Here is a 20,376-nt window from a genome sequence, read left to right as displayed (position 1 = left end):
GCCGCTCAGGACGCCCAGCGCCGGTGCCCGCGCGCGACAGCCCGCTGCAGCACGGTCGCGGCGCGTGCGTCCGCCCGCTCGGCGGCGCACTGCTCGAGCGCGTGCAGCCGCCCGTAGGTGAACGCGTTCTCGCCGTCCAGGTGCGCCTCGACGCCGAGCCGGCGCAGCGTCGCACGCCGGACCACGGTGTCGTTGCGGTCGCCCAGGACGTCCTGCAGGTCGCGTGCGCGGCGCGCGCTGCGGCGGGCCGGCGAGCCGACCACGGGCTGGGCGACCTCGCTCGCGTACCGGGCCCGGCGGGCCGCCTTGCGGACCTCGTGCCACGCGTCGTCACGGCCCTCGCCCCGGGGCACCGACGCGGCGAGGCGTTCGAGCCGGCGCCACGCGCGCCGCGCACGCCGCGGGACCACGACCTGCGCGGGCTCCCCGGCGCGCGGGCCGCGGGGCAGGTCGACCGACCACGACTCGAGCAGGGCCAGCAGCGCCAGGTGCTCGGGGTCGTCGAGGAGCGCCGCGACCTCCTGCAGCGCCTCGGCGTGCGCCGCGGACCGGTCGCCGGCCACCCGTGCGGCGACGGGTCCGAGGACCAGCTCGACCGGCTCGGCGTCCAGGCGCTCGGCCAGGACCGCCCGCTCGACGTGCGCGTCGCGCGCCGCGCCCAGCACGTGCCCCACGTGGCGCAGCCGGTCGCGCACCGGGTCGGTGACCGCGCGGTCGACGACCGGCCGGTAGACGGCGAGCGCCGCGCGCAGCCGGCGCACGGCGACGCGGGCGTCGTGCACCGCCTCGTCGTCGCCGAGCCGCAGGCCCACGTCCGCCGCGAGCAGGCGTGCGACGTGCCGGGCGAGCGCGGCACGGACCGCCTCGCCCGCGGACCCGTCGCGCGGCTCGGTGGAGGGCGGGTCCGGGACCGCGTCGCCGAGCGCCCGCCGGACCTTGGACGCAGCCCGGACCGTGCCGCCCGCCGACGCGAGCACCGCCCCCACCGCCTCGACGAGCACCTCGTCGCCGGCGACCGCCTCGACCTCCCACTCCCGCCACGTGCGGACGGCGGTGTCGTCACCGCCGACCGGGTGCACGGTGACGACGTCGTCCGCGACCTCGGCGAGCACGGTGCCGTCGTCGGCGACCAGGCGGGTCGTCGAGCGGTCGGTGACGAGCTCGACGACGGGAGCGAGCGGCTGCTCACGGACGCGGCCCCGCACGAGCGCGACGAGGTCGGCGGGCGGCGACGAGGCGTCCCCGGGCCGTCGGTGCTCGGTGCGCAGCCGTGCCGGGCCCCGCGCGGGCGCCGGGACCTTGAGGTGCCATCCGGCGTCGTCGCCGCCGGTGCGCCGCCGCAACGACACCCCCGCCCGCGTGAGGTCGCGGCCCGGCGTGTCCCAGTACGTCGCGACGAGCCGCGCGGACGCCGGCCCCTGCGTCCGGGCGACCCCGGCGACCCCGGAGAGGTCGGGCAGCGGCACGTCCGGCCCGACCTCGAACGCCGTCTCGACCTCCCGGTGCGCCATGTCCCGAGCGTGGCACCTGCCGCGGGCGGCCGCGCGCCGAAGTCCGCGCGCCGCGCGCGGCCCCGCGTCGCCCTCAGCCGCCTCCCACGGTCGACCACGTCTCGAGCACGCCGAGCCGCTGCGCGCCCGCGAGCGTGCCCGCGACGACGGCGAGCACGACGGCCGCGAGCGCACCGTCTCGACGGTCGAGCGGCACCGGTCGTGCGACCGTCCGCGGGCCGGTGCCGAGGCCGCGCGTCTCCAGGGCGATCGCGAGGCGCTCGCCCTGCCGGATCGAGACGACGAGGACGGCGAACGCCGCGCGCGCGAGCGACCCCGGGTCGCGGGGGAGCGGCGCACCGGGGCGGCGGGCGGGGGAGCGGACCGCCTGCGCCTGCCGCACGGTCGTCCAGCGGTCCGGGAGCTGCTCGAGCACGCGGTACCCGGCGAGGACCGCGAACGTCGCCCGCGGTCCGAGCCGCGCGTGCTGGTGCAGGCTCGTCATGAGCCGGCCCGCGTCGGTGGTCAGGGTGAACGCGGCGGACAGCAGGCCCACCAGCACCGTGCGCAGGAACAGCGAGGCGCCGACGGACAGGCCCGTCGTCGTCACCTCCAGCCCCGCGACCCGGGCGAGCACCTCGCCGTCCCGCGTCACCGCGTTCACCGCGAGGACCGACACCGCGAAGGGCGTGAAGAGCGCGAGCGCGCGGGCGACGACCGCGACGGGCAACCGCCCCGCGACGACGACCGCGGGGACGGTCAGCGCCAGCAGGACGCCGGGTGTCCACGGGTCGACGGGGACCAGCATCGCGCCCGACACCGCGAACGTGACGGCGAGCTTCACCGTGGGGTTGCGGCGGTGCAGCAGCGAGTCGTGCGGGAGCGCCGTCCCGGACGTGGGACGGCTCACGCGCGGCCACCCCCGACGAGCGCCCGGCCGAGCAGCGCGCCCCCGTCGCCCGAGCGGTCTGCGACCGCGCGCCGCAGGGCCGCGAGGACCGCGCGCAGCGGTCGTCCGTCGGCGCACGCGGCCCGCACCACCGGCGGCAGGACCAGCCCCGCGGCGGCGAGCAGGGACCCGTCCCGCAGGACCTGCTCGGCCGGTCCGGCCCGCAGCACCCGCCCCTCGCGCAGCACGACGACGTCGTCCGCGACCTCGGCCACGAGGCGCAGGTCGTGCGTGACCACCACGACGCCCCGGCCCTCGTCCGCAAGCGCACGCAGCGCGTCCCCGCAGGCCACGGCGGTCCGCCTGTCCTGGCCGAACGTCGGCTCGTCGGCGAGCAGCACGTCGTGCCCGCACACCGCCGCCGCGGCGACCGACAGGCGCCGCTGCTCCCCGCCGGACAGCCGGAAGGGGTCCTGCCCGGCGAGGCCGGACAGGGCGAACCGGTCGAGCGCGGCGTCGACGACCGGACCCACGTCCGGCCGCCGCGCACGGCGGGGACCCCAGGCGATCTCGTCGCGCACCGTGCGGGCGAGGAGCTGGTGCTCGGGGTGCTGGAAGACGAGCCCGACCGAGCCCCCGTCGACGGCGCCGTCCACGTCACCGACCAGCAGCCCGGCGAGCGCGAGCAGGAGCGTGCTCTTGCCCGACCCGTTCGGCCCGACGACCGCCGTCACGTGACCGGCGCGCACGTCGAGGTCGACCCGGCGCAGCACGTCGCGCCCGCTGCGCCGCACGTGCATCCCCCGCGCCCGCAGGACGCGTGCCGCGCCGCCGCACGCGGACGTGCCCGGCAGGACCGCCAGGTCGGTCGTCGCACGGACGCCGGCGCCGCGCAGCTCGGCGTCCACGGGCAGGGCGAGGCCGCGCGCCGCGAGCCGGGGAGCGAGGTCGTGGAGGACCCTCGCGGTGGGACCGTCGGCCGCGACGCCGCCGTCGTCGAGCACGACGGTCCGCGCGGGCAGCCGGGGCAGCTCGTCGAGACGGTGCTCGACGAGGACCGACGCCCGCCCGCTGGACGCCGCCGTGAGCGCCGCCCAGGCGCCGCGGGCCGCCGCCGGGTCGAGGAGCGCGGTCGGCTCGTCGAGCAGCAGCACGTCCGGCTGCGTCACGAGGGTCGCCGCGAGAGCGACCCGCTGCCCCTCGCCGCCGGACAGCTCCGCGGTCCTGCGCCCGGCGAGGTGGGCCGCCCCGACGAGCGTGAGCGCCGCGTCGACGCGCGCCGTGATGCGGTCGGCGGGCACGCCCCGGTTCTCCAGGCCGAACGCGACCTCGTCGTGCACCGTGGGCAGGCACAGCTGGTCCGCGGGGCTCTGCGTGAGGTAGCCGACGCGCGCCGCCGGGGACGTCGCGAGCACGTCCTCGCCTGCGACGTGGGCGCTGCCGTCGACGTCGGCGTCGAGCACGCGCGGGACGACGCCCGCGAGGACGCGCAGGAGCGTGCTCTTGCCGCCGCCCGAGCCGCCGAGCAGCAGGACGTCCTCGCCGGCCGCCACGTCGAGGTCGAGCCCGTCGAGCACCGGTCCGGTCGCGTCCGGGTACCGGACGGTGAGCCCGCGGACCGTGATCACGAGGGACCCGGTCCGGCCGTCTCGTCGGCGCGGGCCGTCGTGCCGTCGGGCAGCGGCACCGGAACCGGCTCCCGCGCTCCGCCGACGACGCCCGGCGCCTCGGCGGTCGCCGCCGGTGCCCCGTCGACGCGGACCGGGGCCGGGGCGGCGGACGCGCGCCGCGCCCGCCCGAGCGCCGTGTTGTCCAGCACGCCCGTGCGCGCCAGCGCGTCGCCCAGCACACGTGCCAGGAGCCCGCACAGCACCAGGCCGCTGAGCACCTGCAGCCCGAGCCGCCACGCGAACCAGTCCTGCCCGAGCCAGCCAAACCGCACGGTGCCGAGCGCGGTGCTCGCCAGCCCGGCGAGCACCCCGGACAGCGCGAACACGCCCCAGCCGTACCGGCGGTAGCGGGTCAGCGCGAACGCCGCCTCCGCACCGACGCCCTGCACCAGCCCGACGACCAGCAGCATCGGGCCGACCGGCGAGGCGAGGAACGCGACCTCGACGAACGCCGCGACGAGCTCGACGACGACCCCGACGCCCGGCTTGCGCACGATGTACGTCGCGAGCGGCGCCGCGACCATCCACCCGCCGATGAGCACGTGCTGCGCGAGGTCCCCGAACGGCCCCATCGCGAGCTGCAGGGCCGCCCACGCCTGCACGAGCGCCCAGTACAGGAACCCGAAGACGACGGCGAGTACCGCGAGCAGCACGAGCTCGCTCGTCGTGAGGCGGGCCCGCGCGCTCACCGGGTCACCTCCGCGGCGGACCACGACGGCGAGTGCAGCGTGATCGTGGCGTGCGCGACGACGTGCCGGACGTGCCGCGCGGCGGCGAGCCAGCCGTCGACGACCGCCCCCAGCACGTCCGCGAGGTCGCCGTCGAGGCGCGTGACGAACGTCGACGGCGTGACGACGGCCCGGGTGCGCGCGACGGCGACCGCCTGCTCGATGGCCCGCATGTGGTCTCCAGGCCGGCCCGCGGTGCCGTCGTCGAGCGGGTACAGCGCCCAGTGCGCGGCCGCGCGCAGGCCGGTCGCCGGGAGGTCGGGCACGACCACGGGGGCCAGGACGACGTCGTCGGCGGTCGCGCACGCGACCTCCCCGGGGCAGCCGCGCGACAGGTGCACCTGTGCGACGACGTGCCGGCCGGGGCGGCCCGCGGCGGCGACGACGTCGTGCACGAAGCGGACCACGTCGGCCTCCGTCCCGCGGACGAGCGTGGAGACGTCGTCGGTGACGACGTCGACCGCCGAGCGGTCCGCGGCGGCGAGCGCGTCGAGCACCGCCGCGCCCGCGTCGTCGGCGGCGGGGTGCAGCGAGAAGCGCGCGCCGATGCCGAGGTCGGCGGCCGTCCGGCGGGCCGCCTCGGCGGCGGCGGGCAGCGGGGGCGGGCCTGCGGCAGTGCTGGTCATCGGAGGGTCCTCACGTCGGTCGTGGGGCCCCCGGCGAGCAGCACGAGGCCGCGCGACGGCGTCCGCCACCCGCCGTCGGGGCACGCCGAGGTGGCGTGCGAGGCCCGACGGACGACCAGCCACCGGCGCCGCCGGCGACGAGTGCCCTGCTCCCTACGCTGGTGCGAACCAGGTCAGGTTCCACGGGTCTGCGGGTGGGACGACGGGTCGTCCGGCCGCACTCTCAGCGCTCCTGCGCTCCCCGGGGGCTTCTGTCGCGGCCGACCGTAGCGGGCGCGGGCGCGGCGCGCGAGGGCCGTCCCGCTCCGTGGTCGTGACCGGACCGGGCGCCGGGCGGTCCTCGCGCGCGGTCCGGTTCGTCCCCCGTAGGGTGTCCGGGTCCTCGCGAAGGAGTGCCGTGCCGATCCGTCGCCCGTCCGTCGTCGTCCCCGTCGTCCTCGTCGCCGCCGCGCTCGCGGTCGCGGCGTGCACCGTCGACGACGACGCCGCACCGTCGCCGTCCGCGTCGAGCGGCAGCCCGAGCCCGTCCCCGACACCCCTCGCGGCGCGCCTGACCGTTCCCGAGGCGCCCGTCACGGTGCTGCCCGCGGCGACCCCCGAGTCGGCGGCCCTCGACGTCGTGCGTGCGCTCGTCGAGCACGCGCCGGTCGTCCTCGTCGCCGACGCGGCCGACGCCGCCGCCCAGGAGGCCGCCGTCGGGCAGAGCGCCCGACTCGGCGCCCCCGTGCTGCTGACGGGCCCGGGTGCACCGCCCGACGCGCTGGCCGCCGAGCTGGACCGGCTCGGGACGCGCTGGGTCGTCGTCGCCGGGGCGGCGAGCCCGCCGGACGTCGACGGTGCGACGGTCGTCGCCCTCGTGGACGCCGCCGACCTCCCACGCACGGCGCCGCCCGAGCCGCTGGACGGGACGGTCCTGCTCACGGGCGTGACCGCCCCGCTCGCCGTCGCGGCGGCGGACGCGGCGCTCGCGGGCGTCGCCGTCGTCGACGTCCCGGGCGGCGACCCGCGCGCGACCTCGGGGGCGGTCCGTGCGCTCGCGGAGCGGCGCCCCGCCCACGTGCTCGCCCTCGGCGAGGCGTTCGGCCCGCCGGAGCGCCTCGCGACGCGGGTCGCGACCGCGGCGACGGGCGTCGAGCTGCCGGGCGGCGGCCAGCTCGTGTTCCCGGCGGTCCCGGGCCTGCCGGGCAAGAGGTACGTCGCGCTGTACGGCACCCCGGGGACGGCCGCGCTCGGGGTGCTGGGCGAGCAGGACGTGCCCGCGACGATCGCGCGTGCGCAGGCCCACGCGGACGGCTACCGGGCGCTCACGGGCGACACCGTCGTGCCCACGGTCGAGATCATCGCGACGATCGCGTCCGCCGGCGCGGGGCCGGACGGCAACTACTCGCAGGAGCGGTCGGTCGAGGAGCTGCGCCCGCTCGTCGAGGCCGCCGGGGCGGCGGGCCAGACGGTCGTGCTCGACCTGCAGCCGGGCCGCACGGACTTCGTCACGCAGGCCCAGCTCTACGCGGACCTGCTCGCGCTGCCGCACGTCGGCCTGGCGCTCGACCCGGAGTGGCGGCTCGCGCCGGACCAGGTGCACCTGCGGCAGATCGGCTCGGTGGGCGTCGACGAGGTCAACGCGGTCGCCGCGTGGCTCGCGGACTTCACGGCGCGGCGCGCGCTGCCGCAGAAGATGCTGGTGCTGCACCAGTTCAGCCTCCGGATGATCCAGGGCCGCGAGCGCCTCGACACCTCGCGCGACGAGCTCGCGGTCCTCATCCACGCGGACGGGCAGGGCACGCAGCCGGCGAAGGCCGGCACGTGGCAGGCGCTGCGTGCGGGCGCGCCCGCGGTGCACTGGGGCTGGAAGAACTTCTACGACGAGGACGTGCCGATGCTCGACCCCGTGCAGACGTACGCCGTGCAGCCGGTGCCGGACCTCGTGACCTACCAGTGACGCCGGGAGGCGTCCGCGAGCTCAGGTGAGGCCGGCACCCGACGCAGCCCGCAGGTGCCGGTCGAGACCGCGCTCGCCCGCGCGCATGACCCGGGCGTGCGACGCGACGAACGCGCGGCCCAGCAGGGGAGCGGTGACGTTCATCCAGCGGGGCGTGGTGCGCACGTCCCAGTGGACGTCGATCCGGGTCCGGTCGGCCGCGGCCGCGGTCAGCCGGACGTCGCCCGTGCCGTCGAGGTCGCCCGTGGCGCGCACGAGCACCCGCCGCTGCGACTCCGCGGCGGTGACGACGAGCGCGACGCGCAGCGGGTAGCCCAGGGGCGTGCGGAACAGCAGCGTCGCGGAGCTGCCGACGAGCCCGTCGGCCGGGGCGACGTCGCGCGTGCGCAGGTGGGGCCACCAGTCGGGCCACGTCAGGGCCGGGTCGGCGAGCACGTCCCAGCAGCGCGCGAGCGGTGCGCCCACGCGCCACACGGACGTCAGCACGTAGCCGCGACGGCGCACGTCGCCGAGTCTAGGCTCGGTGCCGATGACGACCGCGCCCCAGGACACGCCCGCAGCGACCGGTGCGCCCGCGGGCGGCGGGCGGCGCGCGCGGGTCGCCCGTGCGGTGCGCCGGCGTGCGGGTGTGGTGCTCCTGGCGCTGCTCGCGGCCCTCGTGGTCGGCGTGACGACCGCGTCGGTCGAGGCGAGCCTCGGGCCGCACGAGGCCCGGTACGACGTCACGACGGACGACACCGTGACGATCGACCTCGGTCCCGTCGGCACCCTGCAGATCGACTCGCCGCTGCCGCTGACGCTCGGCCTGCGCGTCACGGTGCAGGAGATCCCGGCGGCGGTCACCGAGCTCGACGAGGCGACGACGCTGCAGGCGCTGAGCGGCGACCTGCGCAGCTACCTGGCGTTCTTCTCGGCGCCCCAGGCGGCGGTCGAGGACGTCGCCCGCGCCCTGGTGCTGGACGCGCTCGGGCGCTCGGCCGTGACGTTCGCGCTGCTGGTCGCCGGCTGGTGGGCGGGTCGGTGGGTCCTGGGTCGCAGCCGCCGTACCGAGCTCGCGTCCGCCGTGGCGCCGCACCGGCGGGCGATCGCGGGCGGTGCCGTCGCCGTGCTCGTCGGCGGGACGGTGCTGACCGCGAGCGTGGGCGAGCGCGACCAGCCCACGGCGTCCCGGCCCGCGTCGGCGGTGTTCGACGGCACGCCGCTGGAGGGTGCGCGTGTCACGGGCCGGCTCGGTGGGGTGATCGACACCTACGGCGGCTACGTGGTCGACGCGTACCGCGAGAACACCGCGTTCTACGCGCGCGCCGGGGCGTCGCTCGACGAGGCCTGGGACGCGACGCAGCCCGTGCTCGACGCGCAGGACGAGCGCGTGGCACCGAGCCCGTCGTCGACGGCGTCGCAGGAGCCCGCGCGTGACGCGCCCGAGCCCGTCGTGCTGCTCGTGGTCTCGGACCTGCACTGCAACGTCGGGATGGCGCCCCTGATCGCCGCGGCCGTGCGCCGCTCGGGCGCCGACGTGGTGCTCGACGCGGGCGACACCACCATGAACGGCACGGGTGTCGAGCAGTACTGCGTGACGACGTTCGCGCGGGCGGTGCCGGACGGTGTGCAGCTGGTGACGTCGCCGGGCAACCACGACTCGGCGGAGACGTCGGCGGTGTACGCGCGGGCCGGTGCGCGCGTGCTCGACGGCGAGGTGGTCGAGGTCGCGGGGCTGCGCGTGCTGGGCGACCACGACCCCGCGCAGACGCGGGTCGGCTCGGGGACGACGGCGGGCGCGGAGTCCCCCCAGGACGTCGCGGAGCGGCTCGTGGAGACGGCGTGCGACGACGAGGACGGCGTCGACCTGCTGCTCGTCCACACACCCCGGGTCGGGCGCGCGGCGCTGGACTCGGGGTGCGTGCCCGCGCAGGTGTCCGGCCACATGCACGTGCGGGGCGGGCCGGCGGTCGTGGGCCAGGGTGTCCAGTACGTGAGCTCGAGCACGGCGGGCGCGACCCTGGGGGAGCCGACGGTCGGACCGCTCAACGGCACCGCCGAGATGACGGTCCTGCGCTGGGACCCGGACGCCCGGCGGGTCGTGGACTACCAGCTGGTCCAGGTGCGCCCGGACGGCAGCGCGTCCGTCAGCCCGCGCCTGCAGTGGCCGGTCCCGCGTGAGCCGGACCGGCCGCGCGGGGGCGCGAATCACCCTTCACCGATGTGACCCGCGTCACCTAGGGTGGGGGGCGCGAGCGGGGCCGCCTCCCCTCGCACTCGGCCGCAGGTGCGGTGAGGGGGGACGGCGTGGAGCAGCGAGACGGGCGCGCGACGGGGCGCGTCGGGACCGGGCGTACCCGCAGGGTGCTCCTGGTCGCCCTCGTGACGGTGGGCGTGCTCGCGGGGGGCGTGACCGCCGCCGGGGCGGCACCGGGGGAGGACCACCTGCTGCCGGGCGAGGTGCTCGAGCCGGGCCAGGCGCTCGTGTCCGCCGACGGGTCGCAGACGCTCGTGGTGCAGCCCGACGGCGACCTCGGCCTGTACGGCGCCGACGGTGCCGCGCGCTGGACCGCGGGGACCACCGTCCCGGGCGTGCGGCTCGCGGTCGCGGACGACGGCGACGTGCGGCTGGTCGGCCCCGACGGCGAGCCGGTGTGGAGCACGGGGACCGTGGGGGCCGCCGGCGCGGCCCTCGTCGTGCAGGACGACGGGGACGTCGTGGTGCGCGCGCCGGACGGCGTCGTCGTGTGGCAGTCCGGCACGGCCGTCCGCCCGTCCCTGCTCGGCCCGGGCGGTGAGCTGCGGCCCGGCGAGGCGCTGTCGTCGCCCGACGGGCGGCACACGCTGCTCGTCCTCGACGACGGGGACGTCGTCCTGCTCGGCCCGGACGCCGCGACCCGCTGGTCGACCGGCACGCACGAGCCGGGCTCGACGCTGCGGCTGGGCGACGACGGCAACCTCGTGCTGGGCGCGCCGGACGGGTCGTGGGAGTGGCGCTCGCGCACGGCGGGCAACCCGGGCGCGACGCTCGTCGTGCAGGACGACGGCGACGTCGTGCTCTACGCCGTCGACGGCACGCCGCTGTGGTCCTCGGGCACGGCGCTCGGACCCGCCGAGCTCGCGCCGGGCGCCGCGCTGTCGGCGGGGCAGGAGCTCGCGTCCCTCGACGGCCACCTGCGGCTGCGGCTCGACGAGACGGCCCTCACGCTCACCTACGACGGCCGGGCGGTGTGGGCCGCTCCCGTCCCGGCGGCCCCCGGAGCGGGCGCACGGCTCGCCGTGCAGGACGACGGCAACCTCGTGCTGGCCGCCGCGGACGGCACCCCGCTGTGGGCCACCGGCACCGCGTCCGCGCCGGGCTCCCGGCTGCGCACGGAGGGCGGGTCGGTCCTGCTCGTCGCCGCCACGGGCCAGGAGCTGTGGCGCGTCGACGTGCCGCCCGAGCTGCTGGTGCGTCGCGCGGAGCTCGCGCTCGACTGCACGGCGGTCGACGCGCCGATCCCGCTGGAGGACACGGTCGTGACCGAGACGGGCGTGCGGGTGCACCCGTGCCTGGCCGCCGGGGTCGACGAGCTGCTGCTCGCGGCCCGCGCGGACGGCATCGACCTGCACGCGTGGGGCTGGCGCAGCGCCGAGCAGCAGATCGCGCTGCGCGCGCGCAACTGCCACGCGTCGGGGTCCGACCCGTCGGTCGTCACGTGCCACCCGCCGACCGCGGTGCCGGGGACGTCGCGGCACGAGCGCGGGCTCGCGCTCGACCTCACGGTGGACGGGCGGGTCGTGCAGCGCGGGTCGGCGGCCTTCGCGTGGCTCGTCGAGCACGCACCCGCGTACGGGCTGGAGAACCTGCCGAGCGAGGCGTGGCACTGGAGCGTCGACGGCTGGTGACCTCCGGGGGCCCGCCGCGCCGCGCCCTACGCTGGTCGCCGTGAGCACCCAGCCGACCCCGCCGCTGACCGCGGTGACGCAGGACTACCTCAAGGTGGTGTGGTCGGCGCAGGAGTGGTCGACGCAGCCGGTGACGACGAAGCTGCTCGCCGCGCGCCTGGGCGTCGGGGCGTCGACGGTCTCGGAGACGGTCCGACGTCTGGCGGACGCCGGGCTCGTGACCCACCAGCCGTACGGGGCGGTGGAGCTGACGGCCGAGGGGCGGCGGCACGCGCTCGCGATGGTGCGCCGGCACCGGCTGGTCGAGACGTTCCTCGTGGAGGTGCTCGGCTACGGCTGGGACGAGGTGCACGACGAGGCGGAGGTGCTCGAGCACGCGGTGTCCGACCTGTTCGTCGAGCGCATCGACGCGCAGCTGGGCCGGCCGCGGCGGGACCCGCACGGCGACCCGATCCCCGGGCCCGACGGCTCGTTCGACCCGCCGCCCGCGCACGAGCTGTGGGAGGCGGCGACGGGCCCGTGGTCGGTCGCGCGGATCTCGGACGCCGACCCGGAGCTGCTGCGGTACGTGGAGTCGGTGGGCCTGGTGCTCGACGCGCACGTCGACGTCGTGGAGCGCCGGGCGGTCGCGGGCGTGGTCTCGGTGCGCGTGGGGGAGGGACCGGGCGCGGCGACGGTGGACCTCGGCGAGGTGGCCGCGCGGGCCATCTGGCTCGTGCCGCGCGGCTGACGCGGGCGGCGGTGCCGTAGGCTCGGGGCGATCCCCGGAGCTGACGACGGCGTTCTCCGCACCCTGGTCGAATCGATTCGTTACGGAGGACCGCCGTGGTCGGCCTGACCCCCGCGCGCACGCGCGCCGCGCTCTTCGCCCTCGCGCTCGGCGGCTTCGGCATCGGCACCACCGAGTTCGCGACCATGGGCCTGCTGCCCGAGATCGCGACGGACCTCGGCGTCTCGATCCCCGCCGCCGGGCACGCGATCACCGCGTACGCGCTCGGCGTCGTCGTGGGTGCCCCCACGCTCGCCGCCCTGGGTGCGCGGCTCGACCGTCGCCGGCTGCTCCTGCTGCTCATGGTCGCGTTCACCGTCGGCAACCTGCTGTCCGCGTTCGCGCCCACCGCCGAGACGCTCGTCCTCGCGCGCTTCGTCGCGGGCCTCCCGCACGGTGCGTTCTTCGGCGTCGGCGCCGTGATGGGCACGGCCGTCGTCGGTCCCGAGCGCCGTGGGCAGGCCGTCGCGTCGATGATGGCCGGCCTGACCGTCGCGTGCGCGGTCGGCGTCCCGTCGAGCGCGATCGCCGGGCAGGCCGTCGGATGGCGCTGGGCGTTCGTCGGCGTCGGCGTCCTCGGCCTGGTGACGCTCGCCGCGCTGCGCGCCTGGACGCCCGGCCTCGCGCCGCTGCCCGGGGCGACCGTGCGCACCGAGCTCGCCGCGCTGCGCAACCGGCGGCTGTGGGTCGCGTTCGCCGCGGGGTCCGTCGGGTTCGGCGGCATGTTCGCCGTGTACTCCTACGTCAAGCCGCTCCTCACCGAGGTGACCGGGCTCGACGTCGGCGTCGTGCCCCTCGTCCTCGCGCTGTACGGCGTGGGCATGACGGCCGGCACGCTGCTCGGCGGCCGCCTCGCGGACCGCTCGGTCCTCGGCACCGTGATCGCGGGCATGGTCGCGACGATCGTCGTGCTCGTCGCGATCGCCCTCGTGGGCGCGGACCCGGTGCCCGCGGTCGTCGCGGTCGTGCTGCTCGGCGTCACGTCCCAGGTGCTCGGGCTCGCGCTGCAGACGCGCCTCATGGACGTCTCGCCCGCGGCCCCCTCGCTCGGGGCCGCCCTGTGCCACTCCGCGCTCAACCTCGGCAACGCCGCGGGCGCGTTCTTCGGCGGGCTCGTCATCGACGCGGGCCTCGGGTACCTCGCCCCCGCGTGGGTCGGTGCCGGGCTCACCGCCGCCGGCCTGCTCGTCGTGCTCACGGTCGGTCGCGGTGCACCGCCCGCCGCGCAGCCCTCCGTCGCACCGGCCGGGACGCCCGGCGCGGACTCAGCGCCGGCGACGGGTGCCGAAGAGGGTGCGCGTGATCTCGCGACCCAGCTGCGTGCCGGCTGACCGCAGGAACGCGTCGAGCGGGTCGGCCGAGCGGCTCGTGCGTCGCGACGACCCGCTCGTGCGGGCCTGCTCGCGCTCGCGCCGCGCGGCCTCGCGCTCCGCGGCCGCCCGCTCCTTGTCCTGCGCGGCTCGCTCCTCGGCGCGCTCCTGCGCCTCCCGGTCGGCCGCGCGCTCGGCCTCCGCACGCTCGATCCGCACCGTCAGCAGCTCCGCCGCCGACTCCCGGTCGACGCTCGCGCCGTAGCGCTGCGCCGCGGCCGAGCCGGCGACCAGCGCCGCCACGGCGTCCGCCGGCGCGGCGTCCATCGACGCGCGCGGTGCGAGCAGCCGCGTCCACGCGACCGGCGTCGGGGCGCCGCGCTCGCCCAGCACGGTCACGACCGCCTCGCCCGTCGCGAGGTCCTGCAGGACACGCTCCAGGTCGTACGACGACGTCGGGTACGTGCGCGCCGCCGCCCGCAGCGCCGCCGCGTCGTCCGGCGTGAACGCACGCAGCGCGTGCTGCACACGGCTGCCGAGCTGGCCGAGCACGTCCGGCGGCACGTCCTTCGGGCTCTGCGTGACGAAGACGACGCCCACGCCCTTGGACCGGATGAGCCGCACGGTCCGCACCACCTGCGCGAGGAAGTCGTCGGACGCGTCCGCGAACAGCAGGTGCGCCTCGTCGAAGAAGAACACGAGCCGCGGCTCGTCCGGGTCGCCGATCTCCGGCAGCACCTCGAACAGCTCGGCCAGCAGCCACATGAGGAACGTCGAGAACAGCGCGGGCCGGTCCTGCACACCGGGCAGCTCGAGCGCCGAGATCACGCCGCGGCCGTCGGGCGCCGTGCGCAGCAGGTCCTCGACCTCGAACGCCGGCTCGCCGAAGAACGCGTCCGCACCCTGCGCCTGCAGCGCGACGATCTCGCGCAGGATGACGCCGGCGGTCGACGAGGACAGCCCGCCGATGCCCGTGAGCTCGGCCTTGCCGTCGTCCGAGGTGAGCCACTGCAGCGTCGTGCGCAGGTCCGCGAGGTCGAGCAGCGCGAGCCCCTGCTGGTCGGCCCAGTGGAAGACGAGACCGAGGCTCGACTCCTGGGTCGCGTTGAGGCCCAGGACCTTCGCGAGGAGCAGCGGTCCGAAGTCGGTCACCGTGGTCCGGACCGGCACCCCGGTGCCGACGCCGCCGAGCGCGTAGAGCTCCACGGGGAACGCGCTCGCAGACCAGTCCTGCCCGAGGGCCCGGGTGCGCTCCGTGAGCCGGTCCGACGCGGTGCCCGGCACCGCCAGGCCCGTGAGGTCGCCCTTGACGTCGGCGACGAACGTCGGGACGCCCGCCGTCGAGAGCTGCTCGGCCATGAGCTGCAGGGTGCGGGTCTTGCCCGTGCCGGTCGCGCCCGCGACGAGCGCGTGCCGGTTGAGCAGGCCCAGGGGCAGCCCGACGCGCGCCGACGGCACCGGCGTGCCGTCCTCGACGAGCACCCCGAGGTCGAGCGTCGGCCCGGCGAACGTGTACCCCTCGCGCACCTGCCGGACCCGCTCCGGCTCGTCGGCGGGCGGCGTCGCCGGTCGCCCGGGGGGCGCGGCCGCGCGGGCGGCTGCGAGCTCCGCGGCGGCCGCCGCCGCTGCGGCCCGGGCGGCCTGCGCCTCGAGCCGGGCCGCCTCGGCGGCGGCCTGCGCGGCCTGGGCCTCGAGCCGGGCGAGCCGGACGCCGTCGTCCTCACCTGCCGGGGTGGCTGCCATGTCGCGATCGTAGGAGCGCACGCCCTGGCGGTGCAGGTCGACGCCCGAGCGCTGCGCCGCCCCAGCGCGGCGTGCGGACGGGTGGATGGTGCGTGCAGGCGTGCGGAGCCCGTCGGTAAACTCCTCGGGTGACGTCGCAGGACACCTCCGCCCCCGCCCCCTCCACCCCCTCCGCCGAGGTGCCGTTCCGCTACACCGCCGCCCTCGCGCAGGAGATCGAGCTGCGCTGGCAGGACGAGTGGCAGCGCCGCGGCACGTTCCACGCCGCGAACCCCGTCGGCGGGCTCACGGACGGCGACGGCAGGCTCGCGGACGCCACGCGCCCGTCGTTCTTCGTCATGGACATGTTCCCGTACCCCTCCGGCGCGGGCCTGCACGTCGGGCACCCGCTCGGGTACATCGCGACCGACGTCGTCGCGCGCTACCGCCGCATGCAGGGCGACAACGTCCTGCACGCGCTCGGCTTCGACGCGTTCGGGCTGCCTGCCGAGCAGTACGCGGTCGAGACGGGCCAGCACCCGCGCACCACGACCGAGGCGAACATCGAGATCATGCAGCGCCAGCTGCGCCGACTGGGTCTCGCGCACGACCCGCGCCGCTCGTTCGCCACGATCGACCCCGACTACGTCCGCTGGACGCAGTGGATCTTCCTGCAGATCTTCGAGTCCTGGTTCGACGAGGACGCCGTGCGTCCCGACGGCGGCCGCGGCGCCGCGCGCCCGGTGACCGAGCTCGTCGCCGCGTACGAGGCCGGCCGGCCGCTCCCGACGGACGTCGAGGGCGTCGTCGAGGGCGCGACGTGGGCCGACCTGGACGCCGTGACGCGACGCCGCGTGGTCGACGCCCAGCGCCTGGCGTACGTCTCCGAGACGCCCGTCAACTGGTGCCCCGGCCTCGGCACCGTGCTCGCCAACGAGGAGGTCACCGCCGACGGCCGGTCCGAGCGCGGCAACTTCCCGGTGTTCCAGCGCAGCCTGCGGCAGTGGAACATGCGGATCACGGCGTACGCCGACCGCCTCGTCGACGACCTCGAGCGCATCGACTGGCCCGACAAGGTCAAGGCGATGCAGCGCAACTGGATCGGCCGCTCCACGGGTGCGCGCGTGCGGTTCGCGGTCCAGGGCGGCAGCGAGGTCGAGGTCTTCACGACGCGCCCCGACACGCTGTTCGGCGCGACGTTCGTCGTCGTCGCCCCCGAGCACCCGCTGCTCGACGAGGTGCCGTCCGCGTGGCCCGACGGCACGCACGCCGCCTGGACGGGCGGCCACCGCACGCCCGCGGACGCCGTGGCCGCGTACCGCGTCGAGTCCGCCGCGAAGACCGCCGTCGAGCGCCAGGCCGACGCCGGCCGCAAGACGGGCGTCTTCACCGGTCACCTCGCCGCGAACCCCGTGAACGGCGAGCTGCTGCCGGTGTTCACGGCCGACTACGTGCTCATGGGCTACGGCACCGGCGCGATCATGGCCGTGCCCGGTGGCGACGAGCGCGACTTCGCGTTCGCGCAGGCCTTCGAGCTGCCCGTCGTGTACACGGTCGACGCCCCGGACGGCACGCCCGAGGGCGCGCGCACCGGCGACGGCGCCGTCATCAACTCCTCCAACGACGAGATCAGCCTCGACGGGCTGCCCGTGGCCGAGGCCAAGGCGGCGATCATCGCCTGGCTCGAGCGGCACGGCGTCGGCGAGGGCACCGTCACCTACCGCCTGCGCGACTGGCTGTTCAGCCGGCAGCGCTACTGGGGCGAGCCGTTCCCGATCGTCTACGACGAGAACGACCTGCCGGTCGCGCTGCCCGCGCACGCGCTGCCCGTCCCGCTGCCCGACGTGCCGGACTACGCGCCGCGGACGTTCGACCCCGACGACGCGCAGTCGTCGCCCGAGCCGCCGCTCGGCCGCAACGACGACTGGGTGCACGTCACGCTCGACCTCGGCGACGGTCCGAAGCGGTACCGCCGCGACACCAACACCATGCCCAACTGGGCCGGGTCGTGCTGGTACTACCTGCGCTACCTGGACCCGACGAACGACGAGGTCCTCGTCGACCCCGAGCTCGAGCGGTACTGGATGGGCCCGGGCCACTCCGGCGACGGCGACGACCGCGTCGGTGGTGTCGACCTGTACGTCGGTGGCGTCGAGCACGCGGTCCTGCACCTGCTGTACGCGCGCTTCTGGCACAAGGTGCTGTTCGACCTCGGCCACGTGACCAGCGCGGAGCCGTTCCACCGGCTGTTCAACCAGGGCTACATCCAGGCCGACGTGTTCCGCGACGAGCGGCTCGTCGCCGTGCCCGCGGTCGAGGTCGTGGAGGACGAGGGCTCCGCCACCGGCTTCTCCTGGCAGGGCCGCCCGGTCACGCGCGAGCACGGCAAGATGGGCAAGTCCCTGAAGAACGCCGTGACGCCCGACGAGATGTACGCCGACTACGGCGCCGACACGCTGCGCGTCTACGAGATGTCGATGGGCCCGCTCGACCAGTCGCGCCCGTGGGAGACGCGGGCCGTCGTCGGCTCGCAGCGCTACCTGCAGCGGCTGTGGCGCAACGTCGTCGACGAGACGACGGGTGAGGTCACGGTCACCGACGACGCACCGTCCGACGAGACGTCCCGGCTGCTGCACCGCACGATCGCCGACGTCACGGCCGACATGGCCGCGATGCGCCTCAACACCGCGATCGCCAAGCTCATCGTGCTCAACAACCACCTCACGACGCTGCCGGCCGCCCCGCGCGCCGCGGCGGAGGCGCTCGTCCTCATGACCGCGCCCGTGGCACCGCACATCGCGGAGGAGCTGTGGCTCCGGCTCGGCCACGAGCAGTCGCTCGCGCGCGAGCCGTTCCCGGTGGCCGACCCGGCGTTCCTCGTCGAGGAGACCGTGACGTGCGTCCTGCAGGTGCAGGGCAAGGTGCGTGGTCGTGTCGAGGTGCGTCCCGACGTCGCCGACGACGAGCTCACCGCGCTCGCGCTCGCCGACGCCGGCGTGCAGCGCGCCCTCGCCGGGCGGGACGTGCGCACCGTGATCGTCCGGGCGCCGCGCCTCGTCAACGTGGTGCCGGCCTGAGCGGCAGCCGGGGGCGGCGGGCGGGCGCGCGCCCGCACGTCGCGGTCGTCACCGACTCGACGGCCTCGCTGACCGCGGACCAGGTCGTCGCGCACGGCGTCGGGGTCGTCCCGCTGGACGTCGTGGTCGACGGCGAACGCCGCTCCGAGGGCGTCGACGTCGGTCCCGAGGAGCTCCTGGCGGCCCTCGCGCGGGGGGCACGCGTCACGACGTCGCAGCCCGCGCCTGCGGCCTTCGCCGCCGCGTACGAGCGCGCGGTCGCGGCCGGCGCCACGGAGATCGTGTCCGTGCACCTGGCGGGCGGGCTGTCGGGGACGGTGCAGGCGGCGCGCCTCGCCGCGGCCACCGTGGCCGTGCCGGTGCACGTCGTCGACTCGGGGACCGCCGCCATGGGGCTCGGCTTCGCGGTGCTCGCCGCCGCGCGTGCCGCCGCCCTCCCGGCGGCGCCCGAGGGGCTGCTCGCCCGGTGGCGCGACCGGCGGCAGCAGCCCGTCCCCGTGACGGGCTGTGAGGTCGCCGACGTCGCCCGGACGACGGCCGCCTCCGCGCACGTCTGGTTCCTCGTCGACTCGCTCGACCACCTGCGTCGTGGCGGCCGCCTCAGCGCGCCCGCGGCCGCGCTCGGCACCGTGCTCGGTCTGCGCCCGATCCTCACGCTGCGCGACGGGTCCGTGGTCGTCGCCGAGAAGGTGCGCACGCGCCGCGCGGCACGCGACCGGCTCGAGGCGATCGCCGTCGCGGACCTCGCCCGCCGCCCCGCGGCACGTGTCGCCGTGCACCACCTGCAGCAGCCCGAGCTCGCCGCCGCGGTCGCGGAGCAGATCCGCACGTGGGGCGCCCAGCGGGTGGTCGAGACCGTGACCGCGGACGCCGGCGCGGTCCTCGCCGCGCACGTCGGTCCGGGGCTGCTCGCGGTGGTCGTCGCCGACGCCTGACGCGCGGTCAGGCTGCCGGCGCGAGGCGTCCACAGACCCGTGCCGGGCGCGCCCGTCCACCGTCGGGCGAGGAGCCGGCCCCGCCGTGCCGGGCCGCACCTACGGTCGGCGGCGTGGTCAGCCCAGCCGAACCCCGCCGACGCCTCGCCGTCCTCGTCGGTGCGCCGCCGACGCCGGTCCGAGGGGTGCGCCTGCACCCGACGGACGAGCCCGACGCCGCGCGGGAGCGCCGCGGGCAGGGGTGGCGGCCGGTGCCCGCGGCAGCCGCGGCCGGTGAGGGGCGCGAAGCCCCCGCCGACCGGGACGTGCCCCAGGACGCCGAGGCGCGGCCGGCAGCCCTGAGTGTCCCCGACGCCCGGCTCGCGCTGGAGCGGGTGCGCGACGAGTACGCCGACGCGTACGGGCACCCTCTCGCGCGCACCGACCCGCGTCGCGCACGGCCGCGCTGGGCGCCGTCCTGGCGGGCCGCCGCGGCCGCGGGGACCGTCGTGCTCCTGCTCGCCGGTGCGGTCGCGCTGCGTGCCTCGACCCGGCCGAGCGGTGAGGCCGTCGTCCTGCCGGAGCCGACCGCTCCTGCGCTGGCCGCGCCCGGGCCGACCGGGTCCGGTGCACGGCCGCCCGATGCCGCTCCCGCGCCGACGCCCGCGCCCGTGCTGGTGCACGTCGTCGGTGCCGTCTCGGCGCCCGGCCTCGTCGAGCTCGACGCCGGTGCGCGCGTCGCCGACGCCCTCAGCGCCGCCGGTGGCACCTCCGCGGACGCGGACCTCGCGCTGCTCAACCTCGCGCGCGTGCTCGTCGACGGGGAGCAGGTCGTCGTGCCGCGTGTCGGTGAGGCCCCTGCACCGGCCGCGTCCGGCTCCGCTCCCGCCGCGCCCGGCCTCGTCGACCTCAACACGGCGGACGCGGCAGCCCTCGACGGGCTGCCCGGCATCGGGCCCGTGCTCGCGCAGCGCATCGTCGAGCACCGCTCCGACGCGCCGTTCACGAGCGTCGACGACCTCGCGGACGTCCGCGGCATCGGCCCGGCGCTGCTCGACCAGCTCCGCGACCTGGTCCGCGTGTGACACGCGACGGCTCCGGCGACCCCCACGCCGCACGCACCCACGCCGCCGGCCCCCACGCCGCGGGCCCCGCGCTCCCCGACGCGTCGCGGCGACGTGGCGCGCGCGCGACCCGCCCAGGCACTCCCCGCGCCCGTGCGGGCGCACCGCCCGGGGGCCGTCCACCGCCGTCGCCCGGGCTCGCGCTGGACCTGCGGCTCGCCGCACCGGCCGCAGCCGCGTGGGTGGCGGCGTGGGTCGTCGTCCTGCTCGAACCCCGCTCTGCGGCGGTCGCCGGAACGGGCTGCGTGGTG

At 77.4% G+C, this 20,376-nt stretch carries 15 protein-coding genes and 1 riboswitch; of the genes, 8 read left to right on the top strand and 7 right to left on the bottom strand.

Translation table 11 applies throughout. The features are described 5' to 3' along the window. Positions 1-5: 5 nt before the first annotated feature. The 5 genes from CELF_RS12040 to CELF_RS12020 form a co-directional block, all read right to left on the bottom strand. Positions 6-1,511: a CYTH and CHAD domain-containing protein gene (locus tag CELF_RS12040; protein WP_013771538.1), complete on the bottom strand. Its 1,506-nt coding sequence runs from the start codon at positions 1,509-1,511 to the stop codon at positions 6-8. A 73-nt stretch (positions 1,512-1,584) separates the two neighbouring features. Next, positions 1,585-2,400 (bottom strand): energy-coupling factor transporter transmembrane component T family protein, encoded by an 816-nt coding sequence (locus tag CELF_RS12035; RefSeq protein WP_013771537.1) that lies wholly within the window; start codon positions 2,398-2,400, stop codon positions 1,585-1,587. Next, positions 2,397-4,007: an ABC transporter ATP-binding protein gene (locus CELF_RS12030; protein ID WP_013771536.1), complete on the bottom strand. Its 1,611-nt coding sequence runs from the start codon at positions 4,005-4,007 to the stop codon at positions 2,397-2,399. The genes CELF_RS12035 and CELF_RS12030 overlap by 4 nt, the downstream gene beginning before the upstream one ends. Further along, entirely contained in the window at positions 4,004-4,738 is a 735-nt protein-coding gene (locus CELF_RS12025) for an ECF transporter S component (RefSeq protein ID WP_013771535.1), read from the bottom strand. The genes CELF_RS12030 and CELF_RS12025 overlap by 4 nt, the downstream gene beginning before the upstream one ends. Then, positions 4,735-5,403 carry a YkoF family thiamine/hydroxymethylpyrimidine-binding protein gene (locus CELF_RS12020; protein ID WP_013771534.1) on the bottom strand — a complete coding sequence of 223 codons (669 nt, stop codon included), beginning with the start codon at positions 5,401-5,403 and terminating at the stop codon, positions 4,735-4,737. Before CELF_RS12020 ends, CELF_RS12025 begins: the two co-directional genes overlap by 4 nt. 131 nt (positions 5,404-5,534) lie before the next feature. After that, positions 5,535-5,657: riboswitch (TPP riboswitch) on the bottom strand. A gap of 143 nt (positions 5,658-5,800) precedes the next feature. Here CELF_RS12020 and CELF_RS12015 point away from each other — a divergent pair. Next, on the top strand, positions 5,801-7,342 hold the full coding sequence (locus CELF_RS12015) for a hypothetical protein (protein WP_013771533.1): 1,542 nt from the start codon (positions 5,801-5,803) through the stop codon (positions 7,340-7,342). Between the two features lie 21 nt (positions 7,343-7,363). Here the strand turns inward: CELF_RS12015 and CELF_RS12010 are convergent, their stop codons facing one another. Next, positions 7,364-7,894: an SRPBCC family protein gene (locus CELF_RS12010; protein ID WP_013771532.1), complete on the bottom strand. Its 531-nt coding sequence runs from the start codon at positions 7,892-7,894 to the stop codon at positions 7,364-7,366. Between CELF_RS12010 and CELF_RS12005 the strand changes: the two genes are divergently transcribed. From CELF_RS12005 to CELF_RS11990, 4 genes are all read left to right on the top strand, one after another. Further along, positions 7,872-9,548: a metallophosphoesterase family protein gene (locus CELF_RS12005; RefSeq protein ID WP_083835723.1), complete on the top strand. Its 1,677-nt coding sequence runs from the start codon at positions 7,872-7,874 to the stop codon at positions 9,546-9,548. The two genes, CELF_RS12010 and CELF_RS12005, sit on opposite strands and share 23 nt — an antisense overlap. Before the next feature lie 80 nt (positions 9,549-9,628). After that, positions 9,629-11,209 (top strand): D-alanyl-D-alanine carboxypeptidase family protein, encoded by a 1,581-nt coding sequence (locus CELF_RS12000; protein ID WP_013771530.1) that lies wholly within the window; start codon positions 9,629-9,631, stop codon positions 11,207-11,209. Between the two features lie 40 nt (positions 11,210-11,249). After that, positions 11,250-11,939: a metal-dependent transcriptional regulator gene (locus CELF_RS11995; RefSeq protein WP_013771529.1), complete on the top strand. Its 690-nt coding sequence runs from the start codon at positions 11,250-11,252 to the stop codon at positions 11,937-11,939. Between the two features lie 95 nt (positions 11,940-12,034). Then, entirely contained in the window at positions 12,035-13,309 is a 1,275-nt protein-coding gene (locus CELF_RS11990) for an MFS transporter (protein WP_013771528.1), read from the top strand. On the opposite strand, the gene CELF_RS11985 is transcribed toward CELF_RS11990, so the two are convergent. Beyond that, positions 13,244-15,031 carry a helicase HerA-like domain-containing protein gene (locus CELF_RS11985; protein WP_013771527.1) on the bottom strand — a complete coding sequence of 596 codons (1,788 nt, stop codon included), beginning with the start codon at positions 15,029-15,031 and terminating at the stop codon, positions 13,244-13,246. The two genes, CELF_RS11990 and CELF_RS11985, sit on opposite strands and share 66 nt — an antisense overlap. A gap of 128 nt (positions 15,032-15,159) precedes the next feature. Between CELF_RS11985 and leuS the strand changes: the two genes are divergently transcribed. The 3 genes from leuS to CELF_RS21190 all read left to right on the top strand — a co-directional run bounded on the left by leuS (position 15,160) and on the right by CELF_RS21190 (position 20,086). Then, positions 15,160-18,087 carry a leucine--tRNA ligase gene (gene leuS / locus CELF_RS11980; protein ID WP_013771526.1) on the top strand — a complete coding sequence of 976 codons (2,928 nt, stop codon included), beginning with the start codon at positions 15,160-15,162 and terminating at the stop codon, positions 18,085-18,087. After that, the gene (locus tag CELF_RS11975; protein ID WP_083835802.1) at positions 18,084-19,022 is read left to right on the top strand and encodes a DegV family protein; all 939 of its coding nucleotides are present in this window, start codon (positions 18,084-18,086) and stop codon (positions 19,020-19,022) included. The genes leuS and CELF_RS11975 overlap by 4 nt, the downstream gene beginning before the upstream one ends. 113 nt (positions 19,023-19,135) lie before the next feature. After that, positions 19,136-20,086 carry a ComEA family DNA-binding protein gene (locus CELF_RS21190; protein WP_232014234.1) on the top strand — a complete coding sequence of 317 codons (951 nt, stop codon included), beginning with the start codon at positions 19,136-19,138 and terminating at the stop codon, positions 20,084-20,086. Positions 20,087-20,376 lie beyond the last annotated feature (290 nt).

Source organism: Cellulomonas fimi ATCC 484, assembly GCF_000212695.1.
Taxonomy (GTDB): Bacteria; Actinomycetota; Actinomycetes; order Actinomycetales; family Cellulomonadaceae; genus Cellulomonas; species Cellulomonas fimi.
The sequence above is the reverse complement of the archived record's forward strand: the minus strand, read 5'-3'. Positions and strand labels throughout refer to the sequence as shown.